This window comes from Bradyrhizobium sp. MOS001, assembly GCF_004634465.1.
In the GTDB taxonomy this organism is placed as follows: Bacteria; Pseudomonadota; Alphaproteobacteria; order Rhizobiales; family Xanthobacteraceae; genus Bradyrhizobium; species Bradyrhizobium barranii.
Genome location: NZ_SPVJ01000014.1, coordinates 35,073 through 53,008, shown reverse-complemented (window position 1 = coordinate 53,008; position 17,936 = coordinate 35,073). Strand labels below are relative to the sequence as shown.

Here is a 17,936-nt window from a genome sequence, read left to right as displayed (position 1 = left end):
TCAATCGTCCTTGTCGATCACGCTTGCCGCAGGACGATTGCTGATGTATGTGCTGCCGCCCGGCGCGCTATCGCGCCTTTGTTGTTCAGCGCAACCAAGGGAGGCGGCATGAAAAGTAGATCGATACGTTCTGACCGCCGAACTCTTTGATCGGCAATCGGTCATAAGCTGAACGCCGCTTCGCGCGCTGTTCTCCATTCATTGCATCTGGCTGCGAGGGGCGCGACGCAACAAGGCGTCGCGCCGTGTCGTCATGCATTTGCGGTTCGTTACACCGCTCATCCACCCGCACAGTCGCGTGGAGAGCGGCTTCTTTCGTGCGTCCTGGTATGTCCAGCGAAACAACTGTCCGGACTGGATCCGGCATGAGCTCTCGGACCAGTTCAATTGGTTCGCGCAGCATCTGCCGCTTCCTGGACGCATCGCGCGTCACTTCAAGCGGCGCGATTCGATCTGGGGCATTTGCTGGTTCGATCCTCAAGCCCGCGAGGCTGTCAGCTGCGCGCGCTACTGCGCTTGGCTGCTCGAGGAGGGCGGCCTGCCGGTGCGCACGATTACAACCTCACGCCAGCGCGAAGTGATCTGGCGCGACGCGCACCAGATCGTCACGAAGCCTTCCGCCGATCTTCCCAAGGCATTCCCCTGAGCCCGGGAAGACCGGTGGACTTAGGATGGCGATGAGAGCCGATAGCGATCGCTCTCGATGGCCGTCCGGCACCGGAGGTTTCGGCCTTCGGTTGCCGGACGCGCCTGCTCGTCACTCCCCCCAAGTCCGCGCCAGCGTCGCGAGCCAACAGCCTTCGCAATAGCGGGCGTCCTTGTAGTCGATCCAGTTGTGCGCATAGACGTGGTCGAGCGGGATGCCGTAGCGCGCGCGCAGCACCTTCACGAGGATCTTCCATGCCGCGACCTGCGCCTCGGTCGGGCCTGTGGTGACATCCGGATAGTTGCCGGCGAACTCGACGCCGATCGAGTTGTCGCGCACGACCTGGCGATAGGTCGATCTGTTGTCGATGTACTTGTTGTCGTTACGGTTGGCGCCGTCGCCATGGGTCGGCACCAGGTTCTCGGCGACCGCCCAATAGACCGTGCCGTCGGTCTCGACCCACACGGTGACGCCGCGGCGCGTCGGGTTCTTCGACTGCTCCGCCGCGCCGCCGCGCGCCGAGCCTGTCGGCCCCTCGGTCTGGTGCACGATGATGTTGCGCCAGGGATGGGCGTCGCGGACATCGCCCCATGGCGCGAGCCAGACCATTTTCAGGCCGGGAATGTCAGGCGTGCCGGAGACGCGCGCGATCTTCGCGAGTTCGGCGTCCGTTGCGGCGGCTGGGGTGAGCAGAAGAAGGGCGGCGAGAAAAGTCGCGAGCAGGCGGAATATCATCATACGGGTCCAAGGCGGACCCAAATCCTAGCAGGCTTTATGCGAATTTGCGCGTGGCCTCGCCGAGCCCGGGCCGCTCAGGCGAGAGCGGCGGAGCCGGATCGTAGACGGCAAAGTCGTTCTTGCCGTTTTTCTTGGCGGCATAGAGGGCGTGGTCGGCATGGGCGATGAGGCGGTCCGGAAACTGGCCGATGCCGCGGTCCCATTCGGCAACGCCGATCGAGATCGCGATCGGGATGTCCCTGGTTGTACAGGCCGCGGCGTCCTGGCGGCAGACCTCGAGCACGCGGCGGGCGATCGCGGCAGCCTCGCGCAGGGACGAGGACGGCAGCACGACGCAGAACTCGTCGCCACCGGTGCGGGCCAGCATGTCGCCCGGCCGCAGCCGCGTTTGCGCCATCAGGGTGAAGTGCCGCAAGCAGGCATCGCCCGCGGCGTGACCATGGGAGTCATTGATGGCCTTGAAGCCGTCGAGATCGATCACCAGCAGCGAGAACAGCTCGCCGCTGCGCTCAGACCGGGCGCATTCCTCGGACAGGCGCTGCAACAAATGGCGCCGGTTGGCGACGCCCGTGAGATCGTCAAGCAGCGCGAGGTCGGCGACCTCGTTGCGCAGGCGATCCATCGCCATCAGCAGGAAGCCGAAATTGAGCGTCATCGACAGGAACAGGAGGCCCAGCACCATGACGCCATGAGCCTGACCGCCGGCGCGCGCCGAGAAATCGTGGCCGAGCAGATTGCCCAGCGTGCGAACCGCAAAGATCCCGATGATGGTGAGGATGACGATGCCGGACAGCCGCGCACCCGGGCTGACGCGGCCTTCCGGCGGCGCCAGGAGCAGACGCAGCGCCAGCACCAGCGGCAAGGCCTGGCCGAGCGTGTAGCTGAGCATGCGCAGCTGCATGTGCTCGAAGCCGACCATGAAGAACACGACGCCGGCGAGGCTTAGCACCCCCGTTGCGGCCATGACGCGCCATGAGACCGGCCGGTCATAGAAGCGCTGAATGCCCATGGCGGCGAGGCAGCTCGCCGCGATGATACCGGCAGCGCCGACAAGAAGCGGCAGGGGAGAGGCGACGAACAGGCGGACCAGGGCTGTCATCGCGCCGGCGGCGCCGACGAACGACGATGCCATCCAGAATCGCGCCGCTGCAAATTTCGGATAGGAGCGCGTCACGTAGGCCCAGATCAGGCCAAGCGCCAGGAAGTTGACGACGAAGACCGTCCAGAGTGTCGGTACGTTCAGCATGGCGCGTGCGGCACGCGCAGCGTCGCCCCCCCCGTCTCTGGCAGCCGTTCGTCCATGACCCTTCCCCGCGTTCTTGCGGGGAAGAATGCGCGGATTGCACTTAACGGAACCTCACTGCGATCTGCGAAAGCTCGCCCTTGGTTTTGGATTCATGAACAGTGCGCCGCGATTATCGGATCGTTAGGCATGTCGCGGCCTCCCTGCGCGGCCACGCCGATGCGCATTGCGATGCGGATTCGCGGGCAAAAATCACCCGAAAATGCATCTGAGCTGTGGATAACGTAATGACACAGATGTGACAGCACGGGGCAGCCGCCCGCGAATCTGCTGAGTTTGTGGTCGAGGATGTTGCGAGGCTGGCCCTCCGCCGAGCATCCCTCGTGTCGCGTTTAACCATGAACCCTTGAGAGGATACTATGGCTAAGAAAGCGAAGAAGGCGAAGAAGGCGACGAAGAAAAAGGCCAAGAAGGCCGCGAAGAAGAAGTAGCCAGCATGTTCTTTGCCCGGGTGGAGCCTCGCTCCGCCCGGGCGTCGGGTAAAAGGTCGAGAGAGTTTGGAGATGGCGGGCGCAAGGCCCGCTTTTTTTATTGGCCGCACTCAGCTGCGGCGTCTCCCCGCAAGCGGGGAGAGGTGAAGGCGAAGCCTACCGCTCCGCAAACGCAAGCTTGGCGCCGAGCGCGGCGAAGCCGGTGGCGAAGCTGCGGCGCAGCCAGGCCATGACACGTGGGCGGGAGATGACGCGCTCGCGTACCGACGCCGCACAGAGGCCGTAGAGGACGAACACCGCAAAGGTCATCGCCATGAAGGCGCCGCTCAATTCCAGCATCCGCGCCAGCACATGGGCTTCGTCCACCGCGATGAACTGCGGCAGGAAGGCCAGGAAGAAGATCGACAGTTTCGGATTGAGGATGTTGATCAGGAAGCCAGTGACGATGACGCGGCGGCTCGACCGCTCCCTGATCTCGCCATCGACCGCCAGCGCCCCGGTCTCACGCAGCGCCTGCCAGGACATGTAGAGCAGATAGGCGACGCCGCCCCATTTCAGCGCGGCAAAGGCAAGCGCGCTGGTATGCAGCACCGCGGCAAGCCCGAGCATCGCAGCTATCATGTGCGGCACGATCCCGAGCGTGCAGCCGAAGGCGGCAGCGACGCTCGCGCGCGAGCCGCGTGTCAGCGCCGCAGCCAGGGTGTAAAGCACGCCGGTGCCGGGCGAGGCGACGACGATGAGCGAGGTGAGCAGGAAGGAAAAGGTCATGGGCAGACCCTATCACCGTGCCTCACGGCAAGAAAGCGAGCCCCCGCATCGACCATCAGGACGGCTGCGCGAGCTCGGCTTCGCGGAGCACGTCGAGCGGCGCCCATGGCTTGGCCCAGAATTTCGCGCCATCGGGCAAGGGCTGCGCCAAGGGGCGGCCGGAGGTGACGACGATGTCGAGCTTTGGATTGCGGTCCTTGGCGACGTGCGCGAGCTCGACCCCGGTCATGTGCCCCGCAAGCTGAACGTCCGTCAGCATCAGACAGAGCGCGCCGGCGCTTCTGTCGAGCACCCGTTGGGCAGCCTCGGCGCTATCGCACTGGATGACCTGGTAGCCGCTCTCCTCCAGCAGAAGACTGAGCATCTCCCGTTGCATGACGTCGTCTTCGACGATCAGCGCCGTCGCGCGAAATGGTTCTGCCTGTCCCATGGGGCCGCTCCAGTGCTTGCTTGCGTAACCTATGTTAAGGAGCCAGTTCGCCGGTGGTTCAGTTCCATCATGAAAAATGTAGATCATAGTTCCACACGACCGGCTTGACGGGGGGACATCATGACTGCCATTCGCGGTGCCGCCGCAATCACGGGAGCGGCGAGCGGCATCGGGCGCGCGCTGGCAATCGAGCTCGGCAATCGCGGCTGCGATCTCGCGCTCGCCGATCGCGACGAGGCCGGATTGAAGACGCTCGCCGCCGAGATCGGTGCCGCACGCAAGGTCAGCGTGCATCGCGTCGACGTCAGCGAGCCCGGCGACATCGCAGAGTTCGCGCGTGATGCGATCGCGGCACATCCCGCGCTCGGCATCGTCATCAACAATGCCGGCGTGGCGCTGATGGGGACGTTCGAGGAGATCGACCAGGCGCAGATGGAGTGGCTGTTCGACATCAATTTCTGGGGCGTGGTGCACGGCACGCGCGCTTTCCTGCCGCATCTGAAGACGCTGGCAGAGGCGCACATCGTCAACGTCTCCTCGATCTTCGGCATCATCGCGCCGCCGGGACAGTCGGCCTATGCCGCCGCCAAGTTCGCGGTGCGCGGCTTTTCCGAGAGCGTGCGGCACGAGCTTGCGGTCGCGGGCAGCCCCGTAAAACTGTCGGTGGTGCATCCCGGTGGCGTCGCCACTGCCATCGCGCGCAATTCGCGCACCGGGGTCGGCGTCACCGACAATGCGCGCCGCGCGCAATCGATCGAGCGGTTCGAGAACGCGGCAAAGACCACGCCGAAAGACGCCGCGCTGCGCATCATCAAGGGCATCGAGAACAACCAGCCCCGCATCCTGATCGGCAACGACGCCCGCTTCATGGACATTTTGCAGCGCTTCCGCCCGGGCACCTATTGGGCGCCGTTGCAGCGCAAGCTGGAGAAGATGGCGAAGGGGACGGCGAAGTAGGCGTGACGCGACGGCATCGCCGCTGCGTGCTCCGCTGTCGCCACACCACCGCTGTCATGCCCCGGCTTGACCGGGGCATCCAGTACGCCGCGGCTTCTCGGTTCTAGCCGCGCCTCCTCTGGAATACTGGATCGCCCGCCCCAGTGCGCAAGTGCGCACAAGGCGGGCGATGACACCGAGTATGTGGTCACTGCCCCGCCAGCCGGTCCGCAAAATAGCCGATCGTCTTGCGGTAGATCACCGCCCTGTTCCACTCCCGCATCGCCTCGAAATTGGCGGTGCCTTCGCCGTAGGGCTGGCCCATCTTGAAGCCGCTGGTGTGAAGCAGGTTCGCGGTCGAGGCGAGTACGTCGGGCACGCTGTGGCGCAGGTCGACGTGGCCGTCGCCGTCGAAATCGACGCCGTATTTGATGTAGGACGACGGCAGGAACTGGGTCTGGCCGATCTCGCCGGCATAGGCGCCAATGAGGTCGCGCAGCGGCAGGTCGCCGCGCTGCACGATCTTGAGCGCGGCGAGCAGCTCGCCCTGGAACAGCTCGGTGCGGCGGCAATCATGCGCGAGCGTGGCGAGCGTGCGGATCACCGGCAGCTTGCCGATGTCGCCTTTGCCGAAATCGCTCTCCAGCCCCCAGATCGCGACCAGGATATAGCGGGGCACGCCGAACTGCCGCTCGATGCGCGAGAGCAGCGCCGCGTGACGCTGCAACAGTGCCTTGCCGCCATTGATGCGGCCGGGGCCGACGCGGGTCGAGACATACTGCTCGAAGCTCTTGTTGAAGGTGTAGCGCTGGCGCCGGTCGAAGGCGAGCACGGCGCCGTCCTGGGCGATGCCGCTGAAGGCCGCGCTGGTCACGCTCGCCGAGACGCCGGCTCCTTGCGCTTCCGAGCTCATGCTGGCGACGAAGCTGTTGAAGTCGCCGCCGCAGCGCGCGGCCTGCGCCGATCCGCCGGCCAGACAGAGGACAGACCCAAACAGACAGATTAGCCCAAACCGCCACATGCCCTAAGTGTCCTTTCAAATTTTCGCGCGAGCCTTAATCCTGCAGGAAATAGGATCGTCAAAGCCACATCTTTCCACGAGAATCTCAGAAGGCGTCGGCAGTTGATAGCAGAAATCGGTTGTCAGACCAGTGGAGCATTGCTTAGATTCTATTTTTGGTTGAACACAAGAACTCCGCGCGGACCGGCATGGCCAACATTTATTATCGGAGAAAGACGCTCACCCAGTTGTTGCGTCGGGAGCTACCAAATGAATTCCTAGTTGTACCCAATCCCGACCATCCTCTGTTACTTCGTGGCCCGGATCTCCTTGTTGCGGGAGAGAGAGCGACGACTGCCGTCTTTATGCCTCTAGCCGCGGAGCGAACAAACTAAGGTCTACTCAAAGCGCGCTTTATACTTAGTCGTCTGGCTTTACCTCCTTATGTTCGCTGCATACTAGTAGCTGAAGAAAAGGACTACTCGATTGCCAACTCTTTCGCGAACGATTTTGCAAATATTCTGGAATGGAACAATCGGGCAGGAATTTCCGAAATGATTACGGACGTGACTGCTTTTGGCCATCATAAGGATGTCCCGCCAGACATTTCTGGCGACGCCCAGATACGTTTCGCAAATGCAATGGCTGTGATGCGACTGAGTAGTCGACTGACAAACCGACCATTCAGCGCGGCATTTGACGAAAAAGTCTCAGAACTTAGGCGCCCGATCAGATCTGCGATAAGACACAGCAAGCGACGACCGCAGATAGATAGAAATTCCGCCTCGACGGAGCAGCAGGTCGACTTGTCAGAATTATCGGATGCCGACGTTGACTCATCGACGGTGAACGATCTCGTGTATGAACAAGCCAATTACTATTTTTCATTGGACGGCGGGATTCCATTCGCCGCGAGAGAACCATTAGGAATAGCGGTGATTGAAGATTGGCCGGCCAGACCTCGAGATTCAGAAAAGCTGATTCTTTCTGCCGCGTTTGGCGGATGGGCTTTTGTGCTTGCCGAGCTTCGCAGCGAACTTCCTCGGTTTGCGAAACGAATGCGCCAAGGACGAAGGTCATGAGTTCACTTCGCAGAGTAAATACCTTGCGCGCAATCGCAAAGAGTGCTCGCACCCGAATTGGTTCAAACATCTTCAATCATGTCGACCAAGAACTGCAGGAGCTTGCCGCAGTCGCGCGCATCAATCCGGAAAAACGCAAGAACCTCTTGCAATTACTGCACGCGATCAGATCACTTGAAACTGCCCTTAAGGAAGTTGTCCGAAGTCACGGAATTTCGCCTGGTCATTCGCTGGGCCCAATCTTCCGGCAACTCGAGAGCATCCCGTATGGACAACCTGGGTATTTGAATGCAGCCAATGCTCGCCGTTTTGGACAAAACGTCCGCGTCGCGCGAAACCGGTTCGCCCACGAGGCAAACGCTTTTCCAAGATCGGCTCGAGAAACTGAAAGTATACTTAGCGAGATCGAAGCTTGCTTCACGCTGGCCGTAAGGTGATTGCAGCCGCTTGCGCTTATCTCGAAGTGCCGCGCTAGTCCGCAAGAGTCGACCTCAGCTTGGCGCGGCGCAATCTTGCTGTCCCAGATGCGTCCGAAGGCTGTACCGCGAAATTCACTCTCGCCCCGTCGCGTTTGCCGATCCAACCGGCAGCCAGACGACGAAAGCGGTAGCCAGGGAGTATCTCGACATGCGAGAAACTCCTAAAAATGTGCGCAGCGGATGTGGATCATGCCCGGGAACCGGATTCGCGTCAAAGCGGCAGATCCTCACCAGAACCGATCGCATCTTGGGAGCGACAAATGAATTGCGCTCGCCCCGTCCCCAACCGATCGAGATGACCATGCCCATTCCGCACCGGATGCTCGCTGTCCTCGCCCTGCTCTCCTTCACCGCCACCGCCGCCGCCGCGCAGACCCGCGATGTCGCAGGCAGCCGCGACTATCCCGGCATCGGCCGCTTCACCGGCAGCGTCATCACCGGCTACGTGACGAAGGATTTTGACGCCGCACGGATGCAGGCGGCCGCCTTTAGGGACGGCCAGCCGGCCGATGCGCGGCGGCTCGAAGGCCGAATCTTCCGCATCGCCTATCGCACCAATCCCGGCCCCTCGATCCTGGAAGTGTCGCGCAATTTCGAGACGCAGCTTGCGAAAGCGGGCTTCGAGACCTTACTCGCCTGCGACACCGACGCCTGCGGCGCCATTCCCTTCACGGAAAGCATCGACACGCTGCCGGTCCCGCAGATGTGGGTCGACGGTTTCAACTACCGCTATTTTTCTGGCCGCAAGAGCGAGGGCGGACGCGAGACCTATGCCAGCGTCATCGTCAGCCAGAACAACCAGGACATCACCGCGCAGGTCACGGTCGCCGAGCTCGGCGCCATCGCGAACAAGATGGTCGATGCTGCCGCGATGGCGAAGGGCCTTGGCGAGACCGGCCACATCGCGCTCTACGGCATCTATTTCGATACCGACAAGGCGGTTCTGAAGCCGGAGAGCCGCCCGACGCTGGAGCAGATCGCAAAGCTGCTGACGAGTCAGCCGCAGCTCAACGTCTTCATCGTCGGCCACACCGACGGCCAGGGCGCTTACGAATACAATCTCGATCTCTCGAAGCGCCGCGCCGAAGCGGTCGCAGCCGAACTCGTGAAAAGCTTTCGGATCGCGCAGACGCGGCTGCGCACCGCCGGCGTCGGATTGCTGGCACCAGTCGGTTCCAACGCTACGGACGCCGGCCGCGCGCTCAACCGGCGCGTGGAGCTGGTAGCACCGTGACGGCCTCACTCATCTTCCCACCTGCACGCTGAGTATCTCTTGAATGGCGTTGTCGGTGGAGAAGTGGTTCGTCGTAGCGGAACTCGTCACGTGTACGCAGTGAGATGTGCAACCGTGGACATGGAACTCGTTCGCACAATGGAACACAACCTGTGCACGCGGACGGAAGACGTGCAGGCGAACGCGCTTTTTTACAAAGCACGCACCTCTCGTTGCGTTGCGAGAGCGGGAAATATGAACAAAGTGATTTGGCCATCCAAACAATTGCTTTGATGTGCATCGAAACCAGATGTCGCGACCGGCGCATATCTGACGCGCTCGATGCGACATCACAGCGTCAACGATTTGCCTTGCCACGTTATGGCGCAAGTTATAGTCTTCTAGTCTAGGTTGTCGCCCCGCCAGCCCCGGGCGACGCTGAAGACCAAAAATAAACGGCGGGCTTTGCGGCCCGCCGTTTATTGAGCGAGGGGTCGCATCGGATTTTACGAAGCGCCGGATGCATCCGAACATCCCGCAAACGGACTTCATCGATCGATTGCGCAGCCGATACCGCCGCGACAGGTCCGTGTGACCACCGGAAAACCCGCCAAAGTCATTTGACTATAGCGTCCTGATCGACGACAAGCCCGCCATGGCCAAAAAACCTGGAACCAATCCCAAGGGCGAGTTTGCCTTTTTCAACGTCTTCTACGAAGACGGCTCCCAACGCTCCAACCGGCGCGTGCCTGCGGAGCTGCTCGGAGGCCTGGACGGCGACGAGCCCGCGCGCGGCTTCATCATGGAGCAGGACCGCGAGATCGCTGAAAAGTCCGGCCGCCCGCCGCTGGCAATCAAGACCCTCGACCGGGTCGGCGCGAAGAAGAAGTAGGCTCCGCCCGACTTGCGAAGCGTCAGTACAAATAGAAAACGGCGGGCTTTCGGCCCGCCGTTTGCGTTTGGATGAATGCCCGGATCAGGCCCGGGCACGACGATCCGAATTAGTTATCCAGGAACGACCGCAGCTTCCTTGACCGCGACGGATGCTTCAGCTTGCGCAGCGCCTTCGCTTCGATCTGACGGATACGTTCGCGGGTCACCGAGAACTGCTGGCCGACTTCTTCCAGCGTGTGGTCGGTGTTCATGCCGATGCCGAAGCGCATGCGCAGCACGCGCTCTTCGCGCGGCGTCAGCGACGCCAGGACACGCGTCGTGGTCTCGCGCAGGTTCGACTGGATTGCGGCGTCGATCGGCAGGATCGCGTTCTTGTCCTCGATGAAATCGCCGAGATGTGAATCCTCTTCGTCACCGACCGGCGTCTCCAGCGACAGCGGCTCCTTGGCGATCTTGAGGACCTTGCGGACCTTCTCCAAGGGCATGCCGAGCTTCTCGGCGAGCTCTTCCGGGGTCGGCTCGCGGCCGATCTCGTTGAGCATCTGGCGCGAGGTACGCACGATCTTGTTGATCGTCTCGATCATGTGCACGGGGATGCGGATGGTGCGCGCCTGGTCGGCAATCGAGCGGGTGATCGCCTGCCGGATCCACCACGTGGCGTAGGTCGAGAACTTGTAGCCGCGGCGATACTCGAACTTGTCGACCGCCTTCATCAGGCCGATGTTGCCTTCCTGGATCAGGTCGAGGAACTGCAGGCCGCGGTTGGTATACTTCTTGGCGATCGAGATCACGAGACGGAGGTTGGCTTCCACCATCTCCTTCTTGGCCTGGCGGGCCTCGCGCTCGCCCTTCTGCACGGAGTGCACGATCTTGCGGAACTCGACGATCTCGAGGCCGGTGAGCGCGGCGAGCTGGTGCACCTCGTGACGGAGGTCCTTGATCCGGTCCTTCTCGATATGGACGAAGTTCTTCCAGCCCTTGGCTGAGAGCTTCGAGACGCGGTTGAGCCAGCGCGGGTCGAGCTCCGAGCCGGTGTAGTTGCGCAGGAAGTCCTCACGCGCGACGCCATGGCTGTCGGCAAGGCGCATCAGGCGGCCCTCGTGCGACACGAGGCGCTTGTTGATGTCGTAGAGCTGCTCGACCAGTGAGTCGATACGCGCCTGGTTCAGGCGCAGCGACTTCACCTCGACGATGATCTCGTCCTTCAGCTTGCGGTATTTGCGTTCCTGGTGCGGCGACAGCGAGGGCCCGTGCGAGGTGCTCTCGAGCTGGTTCTGGATGTCCTGCTCCTGAAGCTTGCGCAGCTTCTTGTAGCTGTCGGCGATCTTGTCGAAGATCTCGACGACCTTCGGCTTGAGCTCGGCCTCGATGGCCGCGAGCGACATCTGGTTCTCGAACTCGTCGTCCTCGTCCATGTCGGCTTCGGCGGCGGCTTCGCCCGGATCCTTCTCGCCTTCGCCGGCATTGCCGGGCGCAGGCGCGGCGCGGAACGGGGTCGGCGACGGCGGCGCGGCGGGCGGCGCGACATGCGCCGGCGCAGCTCCGTTCACGACAACGGCTTCGCCGCCTTCGGCGGACGCTTCGCCGTTCTCGCCGGTCGGACCGCCGATCATCGCGGTGTTCATGCCGCCCTTGGCGTCGGGCCCGGCATAGGTCGCTTCGAGATCGATGATGTCGCGAAGGAAGATCTTGCCTTCGTTGAGCTCGTCGCGCCAGATGATGATGGCCTGGAAGGTCAGCGGGCTTTCGCAGAGGCCTGCGATCATGGCCTCGCGGCCGGCCTCGATGCGCTTCGCAATCGCGATTTCGCCTTCGCGGGACAGGAGCTCGACCGTGCCCATCTCGCGCAGATACATGCGCACGGGGTCGTCGGTGCGCTCGCCCGGCTCGCTCTTCTTGACCTCGGTGACGGCCTTCTGGGTGACCTCGACGAGCTCGTTGTCGGTCTCGTCCTCGCCGCCCTCGTCCTTGTCCTCCTCGCCGTCGCTATCGTCGGCTTCGGTGACGTTGATGCCCATGTCCGAGAGCATGGACATGATGTCCTCGATCTGCTCGGGGGAGGTCTGGTCGGACGGCAAAACTTCGTTGAGCTGATCGAAGGTCACGAAGCCGCGCTTCTTGGCCTGCTTAATCATCTTCTTCACGGCCGCGTCGGACAGATCGAGCAACGGCGACGGCGCGTCCTGGGAGTCCTTCTCCGGCGCGTCCGCTGCCTTGTCGTCTTTCTCTTTGTCCTTCGCCTGCAGCGTCTTTGCCTTGGTGGCCATCCATTGCTCCTAAACGCGCTTCATGCAGAAGGCCGAACGGCCCGCCCGCCTGAATTCACTTGAACCTGTTGTTCGACGCTCTCGCTTCGTCAGATCGCGACACGGAAAGGGCGGCGCGGATATCTCTCGCCACCCCGACCTTCTCTCTCGCCGGATTTGCCTAACGCTTCGTGAGCCTCTTTGTCGCAGCGGATGCAGGTGTAGTGCCAACAGCGATTGCGCGGATTTATTCCTGACGCGTCTGTTCTGCCTGCGGCCGCCTGGTGGCCAAAGTGCTACAAGACCGTTAAGCCTCGATTAACCCTGTTTTTGCCGCCAAACCTTGGATTTGGCGAGTCTTTTAGCGGTTCCGGTCCCGGCCGTCCGCATGATTCTTTCATCACACGCTCTTCTGGAACCGGCCCGACAGCTCGCCAAAACCCTCGATCAGGGCCTCGGTACCGTCGACTTCTCCTATCCGAGCCTTGACGTCACGCAGCCACGCCAAATTGGCCTCGCTGGGGTCCTCCCCCAAGGCCAGCTCGGCGTCCTTCAGTTCTCTAAGTAGTGAATGGTATTGCCGATGCAAGGCAACGAGCTGGTGCCAGGTGGAGAGAACGTCGTCCCGGGCGGCGCCCTCGCGGGCACCCCACACCGCCGCGGTCGTGATACCGTTCTCAACCCTTTGAAGAAGCTGTGAAAATCCACCCTTCTCGATGTCGGCTCGCATCTTCTCGGCCAGCTCGCCGGGGTCCGGCGAGTGGTGGTGGTCGTTGGCAAAGGCGGCGATGATGCCGGCCCGGAGCTTATGGGCCTCGGGATGGGCCAGCTCCAGGGCGGCGACCTCCTCAAGGTGGTCGTGCAGCAGCCAGGGGTGGTTGATCAGGATTTGCAGAATCAGGGCTTCGCGCCGGGATATGGCGCTGCGCTGGCCCTTCATGATCGGGCTGGCCGCCAGCTGGGGGCTCGCCGCCTGGTAGGGGCCGGAGGGAATAAAGGCGGGACCGGGGCCCCCACGCCGCCCTTGGCTGCCGAATCCCTGCCCCCCGAATCGATTCGCCTGCCCCCCGTTGCGCGGCTGGAAGGAGCGGCCGGAATTGCCCTGAAAATTGCCCCGGCCGGCAAATCCGCCGCGGCCGCCTTCAGGCGCGAAGGTACGCCGAAGCCGCTCGGCAAAATCGTCGCGATAATAGCGCCGCACCACCTCGTCGCGGATGCCGTTGGACAGCTCCTTGACGCGCGCCTCGAGCGCGGCGCGGCGTTCGGGCGTGGCAAAGTTGCCGCCTTCGAGCTCGCGCGACCAAATCATCTCGGCGAGCGGCTTCGCCGCCGCGATCACATCCTCGATCGCACCGCGGCCGCCCGAGCGGGCGAGATCGTCGGGATCCTGACCTTCCGGCAGCAGCGCAAAACGCAGGCTCTTGCCCGGCGCAAGAAACGGCAAGGCGAGGTCGGCGGCACGGTAAGCCGCCTTCTGTCCGGCGCGATCGCCGTCGAAGCAGAGGATCGGCTCGTCCGCCATCTTCCAGAGCAGCGCGAGCTGGTTTTCGGTCAGCGCGGTGCCGAGTGGCGCCACGGCACCTACAAAGCCTGCCGTCACCATGGCGATGACGTCGACATAGCCTTCGACCACGATCAGCGCGCTGCCATCGTGGGTGGCTTTGCGCGCGGTCTGGTGATTGTAGAGATTGTCGCCCTTGTGGAAGAGCGGCGTCTCCGGCGAATTTAGATATTTTGCCGGAACGTCCTTTTCCAGCGCGCGCCCGCCGAAGGCGATGACGCGGCCACGCAGATCCGTGATCGGGAACATCACGCGATCGCGGAAGCGATCGTAGGGCACGGGAATGTCGTTGCCGGCTACGAGCAGGCCGGTCTCGATCATGTCCTCGACGGAGACGCCGAGCTTGCCGAGATGCTCCTTCAGCGCGAAGCGCTCGGGTGGCGGCGGCGCATAGCCGAGGCGGAACTGCACTTGCGTCGCCGGCGAGATCGCACGGTCAGCGAGATAGCCGCGCGCCTTGGCGCCGGCGCGCGAGGCGAGCGTCTCGGCGAAGAATTTTGCAGCGAGCTCCATCACGTCATGCAGCGTGCGGCGCCGCTGCTCGTGCCGCGCCGCATCCGGCGTTACCGCCGGCAGCGCCAGCCCCGCCATGTTGGCGAGCCGCTCCACGGCCTCCGCGAACGGGAGGCCGTCGGTCTCCATCACGAAGGTGATGATGTCGCCGTGCTTGCCGGAGGAGAAGTCGTGGTAAAATCCCTTCTGGTCGTTGACGTAGAAGGAGGGCGTCTTCTCCTGCTGGAACGGCGACAGCCCCTTCCATTCCCGCCCGGCCTTCTTCAGCTTCACGCGCTTGCCCACGACTTCGGAGACCGAAAGCCGGGCACGAAGCTCGTCGAGGAACTGGGGCGTGAAGCGCATGGGCTCTGGGTCTGGCGCGAATCAACGTAAGTCGGGCGAAGGGTTACGGATATAGGCGCGGCCTGCCCAAAAGTCAGGTTTGTCCGGCTTATCCGGGTTATTCGACCTATGCACAGGCGTCATTCCGGGGCGATGCGAAGCATCGAGCCCGGAATGACCGCGGAAAGACTTGAACCCGGACCGGTTCCGCGCTTCCATAGGCCATGTTCAGGATGTTTCGCGGCGGCCACAGCGGGGGCTGGCGTGTGACCTCGATTTCACCCGTGGTGGGCGAGCCCCTGCCCTTCGTGCCGGCGCTGTCGGTGACCGACAGCGAGGCGATTTCATTGCCCCTGGTGCCCTCTCGCAATGCGTGGCGGCTGGTCGGCGTTGCGAGCACGACGCGCTACACTGAGCGCGCCGAGAAGCAGCAGCTCACCGCGGTGCAGGCCGAGCTCGGCCGGTTAGAGGCCACTTCCGCGGCGCTGATTCCGATCCGCAAATCGGAGGCGTGGTGGGAGCTGACGCAGGAAGAGCGCCGCAAGATCTTCGAGGACAAGTCGCACCACATCGCCAGCACTCTTCGTTTCCTGCCCGCCATCGCGCGGCAGCTCTATCACAGCCGCGATCTCGGCGGTCCCTTCGACTTCCTGACATGGTTCGAGTTCGCGCCCCCCGATGCCTCGCTGTTCGAGGAGCTGGTGGCGATGCTGAGGCAGACCGAGGAGTGGAGCTACGTCGAGCACGAGATCGACGTGCGCCTGGTGAAGGAAGTGCTGTCGGCTTAGTGATCGAACGCCGGCCACGATGAAGGTGCGATCCCTCGCTCCGCTTGCGCGGGAGAGGTGAAGTCCGCATCCGCGCCTAGTGCTCGAGAAAGCGCCCGGACTCGATGCGCGGCAGATCGGTGACGGGCCAATTGTAGACGTAAGTCCAGGCCTTCTCCGTGGTGCCATCAGGCAGCGTCACGTCGATCAGCTTGCGCAGATATTCGGTCGGCTCCGGAAAGCCCTCGCCGCAGGCCTCGTACATGTCGAGCTCGCGCAGGAGCTCATCGGGCACGCGCAATTGAAAAAGCTCACCATGGACGACATCGGAGGCCGCGTTCGACAGCAGCAATCCGGGATAATGCTTCACGAGAACGAGCCGCCCGCGACACGTCGCGTCACCCAAAAAGTCCGCATGCCCTGCAAGCAGCCGCGCCATCGGATGGTCGAAGCCGCGCATCAGGGTGCCGTAGACGAAAAGACGATCGGAGGTCATGGGGTGTCTATAGCCGTCAATCGAGCGAAACGACAGCCGCACATTTCCACGTCCGAGCGAAGTCCCGGGGGCAAGCGAGATTTGGTCTTGTGATGAATCGCCGGCAACGGCATCGTCTGGCGATCATGATGATTTTGGGTGGACCGACCTGCAAGCGATTGCTGCCCAATTTGGACGGTACCTGCTTTTTCCATAGGCAATCAGGATGGACTTGAACACGGCCGACGCGACCGATCAACTGCTCGGCGCGGGGGACATTCCGCCGGTGCATGAGGTCAATGCGGATGGGGCATCGCCTTTCCTGCTCACCTCGGATCATTACGGACGGATTCTGCCGCGCGCGCTCGGCGACCTCGGCGTCGCGGAAAGCGAGCTGACGCGGCACATCGCCTGGGACATCGGCATTGCCGGCGTCGCCGAGCGGCTGGCAAAAATGCTCGATGCGCATCTGATCGCGCAGCGCTATTCGCGGCTGGTGATCGACTGCAACCGCTCGCCCGGCGTAGCAAGCTCGATTCCCGTGATATCCGAGGCGACCGCGATCCCGCGCAACGAGGGCATCTCAGAGGGCGAGCGCGCGGCGCGGCGGCGCGAGATCTTCGAGCCCTATCACCGCCGCATCGATGCCGCGATCGACCGCCGCCTGCACGACACGCGGCCGGCGGTGCTGGTGTCGCTGCACAGCTTCACGCCGGTTTATGCCGGCGTCGCCCGGCCCTGGCACATCGCCGCGCTGTATAACCGCGACACCGTGCTGCCGCAGCTGCTGCTGAAGCATTTGCGCGCTGAAGGCGATCTCGTCGTCGGCGACAACGAGCCCTATGCGGTGAGCGACCTCAGCGACTACACCATCCCCGTCCACGGCGAAGCCCGCGGTCTCGTCAACACCGGCATCGAGATCCGCCAGGATCTGATCGCGGATCAGTCCGGCCAGCAGCAATGGGCGGAGCGGCTGGCGAGGATTTTTGCGGAGATCGAGCTGGAGTTGAAGGCGGAGCTGTTGGTGTAGGGCACGCTGCGTTCCCTCCCCCCTTGCGGGGGAGGGAACGCAGCGGAGTACGACGAAGCTGCTGAGCAACTGTCTCAGGCTCATCCGCCCCGCGTCGCGACGAACACCGCGAGCGCAGCGAAAATCGCAGCGATCCCCCACAGCAGCCAGGCGATGCGGACGGGGCCGCTTGTATCGAGCGTTGCCTCGGCCGGGTTGTCGGGATTGACGCGCACCTCGACGGTCGCGCCGTGCTTGTAGCGCGACATCAGCTTCTTCAACATCTCGTCGGACCCGGACTGCGTCCCGGCCGAGACGCGCGCGCATTCATTGGTGTAGCTGATATTCTGATAGCGATAGGTGTAGGTCACGCGCTTGCCGAACATCTCGGTGCCGCGGCGCTCGCCCGGCTCGCTGGCCTCGTGATATTGCTCGATCCCCGACAGCTTGATCGTGCCCGGCACCACCGGCCAGCGCGCCGCCTTCAACGCCTGCCGCCGCACTCCATAACCCATCAGCGCGATGACGAAGCCGAACGCGCCGAAGCCGACGACGAGGCCGGCGAGATCGGGCCGCCCGATGTGGTGCGCAAGGTAGGCATAAGTCTGGTTGAGACCGAACGCCGAGCCGAACACGATGCCAAACGCGATCGCCGTGCCGATGCCGAGGCAGCCCCACAGCCCCTTGGGCAGGTCGCGCTCGAGCACGGCCTGATCGGGATGGCGCGGATTGTAATAGACGGTGACGACACTGCCGGCGGGATATTTTGCGAGCTTCTCGGCGACCTCGAAATTGCCGAGGTCCTCGCCGATCGAGATGCGGTTACAGCTCAGCTTGCGGCTGCCGACCGGATATTCGTAAGTCACGTTCGCAAAATTGCGGCTCTCGAGCCGATAGCCTTCCTCGCGGTCGCTGTCGGACACCCTGACCTCGCGCACCTCGGCGACCGAGCGGACGACCTTGCCCGATGCCTGCGGCCAGCTTCGCGCCTCGCGCGCCTGCCAGGTCTTCACGACGGCGGCGACCAGTAACAGCCCGAGCGGTGCGAACAGCATCGCATAGACGAACCAGGGCAGATCGGGCACGGCCAAATTCCTTCGTCAGCGGCAATGCCCGATTGG

At 63.2% G+C, this 17,936-nt stretch carries 17 protein-coding genes; 8 read left to right on the top strand and 9 right to left on the bottom strand.

What is annotated here, in order from left to right:
* Positions 1-253: 253 nt before the first annotated feature.
* Entirely contained in the window at positions 254-646 is a 393-nt protein-coding gene (locus CT676_RS19380) for a hypothetical protein (RefSeq protein WP_085400468.1), read from the top strand.
* 111 nt (positions 647-757) lie between these two features.
* On the opposite strand, the gene CT676_RS19375 is transcribed toward CT676_RS19380, so the two are convergent.
* The 4 genes from CT676_RS19375 to CT676_RS19360 form a co-directional block, all read right to left on the bottom strand.
* Positions 758-1,384: a peptidoglycan recognition family protein gene (locus tag CT676_RS19375; protein WP_085400466.1), complete on the bottom strand. Its 627-nt coding sequence runs from the start codon at positions 1,382-1,384 to the stop codon at positions 758-760.
* A 34-nt stretch (positions 1,385-1,418) separates the two neighbouring features.
* The gene (locus CT676_RS19370; RefSeq protein ID WP_167768095.1) at positions 1,419-2,630 is read right to left on the bottom strand and encodes a GGDEF domain-containing protein; all 1,212 of its coding nucleotides are present in this window, start codon (positions 2,628-2,630) and stop codon (positions 1,419-1,421) included.
* A 644-nt stretch (positions 2,631-3,274) separates the two neighbouring features.
* On the bottom strand, positions 3,275-3,886 hold the full coding sequence (locus CT676_RS19365) for a LysE family translocator (RefSeq protein WP_085400463.1): 612 nt from the start codon (positions 3,884-3,886) through the stop codon (positions 3,275-3,277).
* A gap of 55 nt (positions 3,887-3,941) precedes the next feature.
* Positions 3,942-4,316 carry a response regulator gene (locus CT676_RS19360; protein WP_085400461.1) on the bottom strand — a complete coding sequence of 125 codons (375 nt, stop codon included), beginning with the start codon at positions 4,314-4,316 and terminating at the stop codon, positions 3,942-3,944.
* 120 nt (positions 4,317-4,436) lie between these two features.
* On the opposite strand from CT676_RS19360, the gene CT676_RS19355 reads away from it, so the two are divergent.
* The gene (locus CT676_RS19355) at positions 4,437-5,273 is read left to right on the top strand and encodes an SDR family NAD(P)-dependent oxidoreductase (protein ID WP_085400459.1); all 837 of its coding nucleotides are present in this window, start codon (positions 4,437-4,439) and stop codon (positions 5,271-5,273) included.
* Between the two features lie 187 nt (positions 5,274-5,460).
* Here the strand turns inward: CT676_RS19355 and CT676_RS19350 are convergent, their stop codons facing one another.
* Positions 5,461-6,273 (bottom strand): lytic murein transglycosylase, encoded by an 813-nt coding sequence (locus tag CT676_RS19350; protein ID WP_085400458.1) that lies wholly within the window; start codon positions 6,271-6,273, stop codon positions 5,461-5,463.
* A 533-nt stretch (positions 6,274-6,806) separates the two neighbouring features.
* Here CT676_RS19350 and CT676_RS19345 point away from each other — a divergent pair.
* From CT676_RS19345 to CT676_RS19330, 4 genes are all read left to right on the top strand, one after another.
* A complete protein-coding gene (locus CT676_RS19345; RefSeq protein ID WP_135215189.1) occupies positions 6,807-7,334 on the top strand; it encodes a hypothetical protein in 528 nt (175 codons plus the stop codon).
* Positions 7,331-7,771, top strand: a complete 441-nt coding sequence (locus CT676_RS19340; RefSeq protein ID WP_135215188.1) for a hypothetical protein — start codon at positions 7,331-7,333, stop codon at positions 7,769-7,771. The genes CT676_RS19345 and CT676_RS19340 overlap by 4 nt, the downstream gene beginning before the upstream one ends.
* A gap of 337 nt (positions 7,772-8,108) precedes the next feature.
* On the top strand, positions 8,109-9,047 hold the full coding sequence (locus tag CT676_RS19335; protein WP_085400455.1) for an OmpA family protein: 939 nt from the start codon (positions 8,109-8,111) through the stop codon (positions 9,045-9,047).
* A 634-nt stretch (positions 9,048-9,681) separates the two neighbouring features.
* On the top strand, positions 9,682-9,918 hold the full coding sequence (locus CT676_RS19330) for a hypothetical protein (protein WP_028150700.1): 237 nt from the start codon (positions 9,682-9,684) through the stop codon (positions 9,916-9,918).
* A 109-nt stretch (positions 9,919-10,027) separates the two neighbouring features.
* Here CT676_RS19330 and rpoD read toward each other — a convergent pair whose 3' ends face one another.
* Together rpoD and dnaG are read right to left on the bottom strand one after the other, a co-directional pair.
* A complete protein-coding gene (rpoD, locus tag CT676_RS19325; RefSeq protein ID WP_038942760.1) occupies positions 10,028-12,187 on the bottom strand; it encodes an RNA polymerase sigma factor RpoD in 2,160 nt (719 codons plus the stop codon).
* Positions 12,188-12,566: 379 nt separating this feature from the next.
* A complete protein-coding gene (dnaG, locus tag CT676_RS19320) occupies positions 12,567-14,585 on the bottom strand; it encodes a DNA primase (protein WP_085400453.1) in 2,019 nt (672 codons plus the stop codon).
* A gap of 203 nt (positions 14,586-14,788) precedes the next feature.
* Here dnaG and CT676_RS19315 point away from each other — a divergent pair, with 203 nt between their 5' ends.
* A complete protein-coding gene (locus tag CT676_RS19315; RefSeq protein ID WP_085400452.1) occupies positions 14,789-15,352 on the top strand; it encodes a chlorite dismutase family protein in 564 nt (187 codons plus the stop codon).
* Between the two features lie 76 nt (positions 15,353-15,428).
* Here CT676_RS19315 and CT676_RS19310 read toward each other — a convergent pair whose 3' ends face one another.
* On the bottom strand, positions 15,429-15,827 hold the full coding sequence (locus tag CT676_RS19310; protein WP_028150696.1) for a gamma-glutamylcyclotransferase family protein: 399 nt from the start codon (positions 15,825-15,827) through the stop codon (positions 15,429-15,431).
* A 205-nt stretch (positions 15,828-16,032) separates the two neighbouring features.
* Here CT676_RS19310 and CT676_RS19305 point away from each other — a divergent pair, with 205 nt between their 5' ends.
* On the top strand, positions 16,033-16,836 hold the full coding sequence (locus CT676_RS19305) for an N-formylglutamate amidohydrolase (protein ID WP_135215187.1): 804 nt from the start codon (positions 16,033-16,035) through the stop codon (positions 16,834-16,836).
* Between the two features lie 80 nt (positions 16,837-16,916).
* Here the strand turns inward: CT676_RS19305 and CT676_RS19300 are convergent, their stop codons facing one another.
* Positions 16,917-17,900: a DUF3592 domain-containing protein gene (locus CT676_RS19300; RefSeq protein ID WP_085400488.1), complete on the bottom strand. Its 984-nt coding sequence runs from the start codon at positions 17,898-17,900 to the stop codon at positions 16,917-16,919.
* Positions 17,901-17,936: the final 36 nt, after the last annotated feature.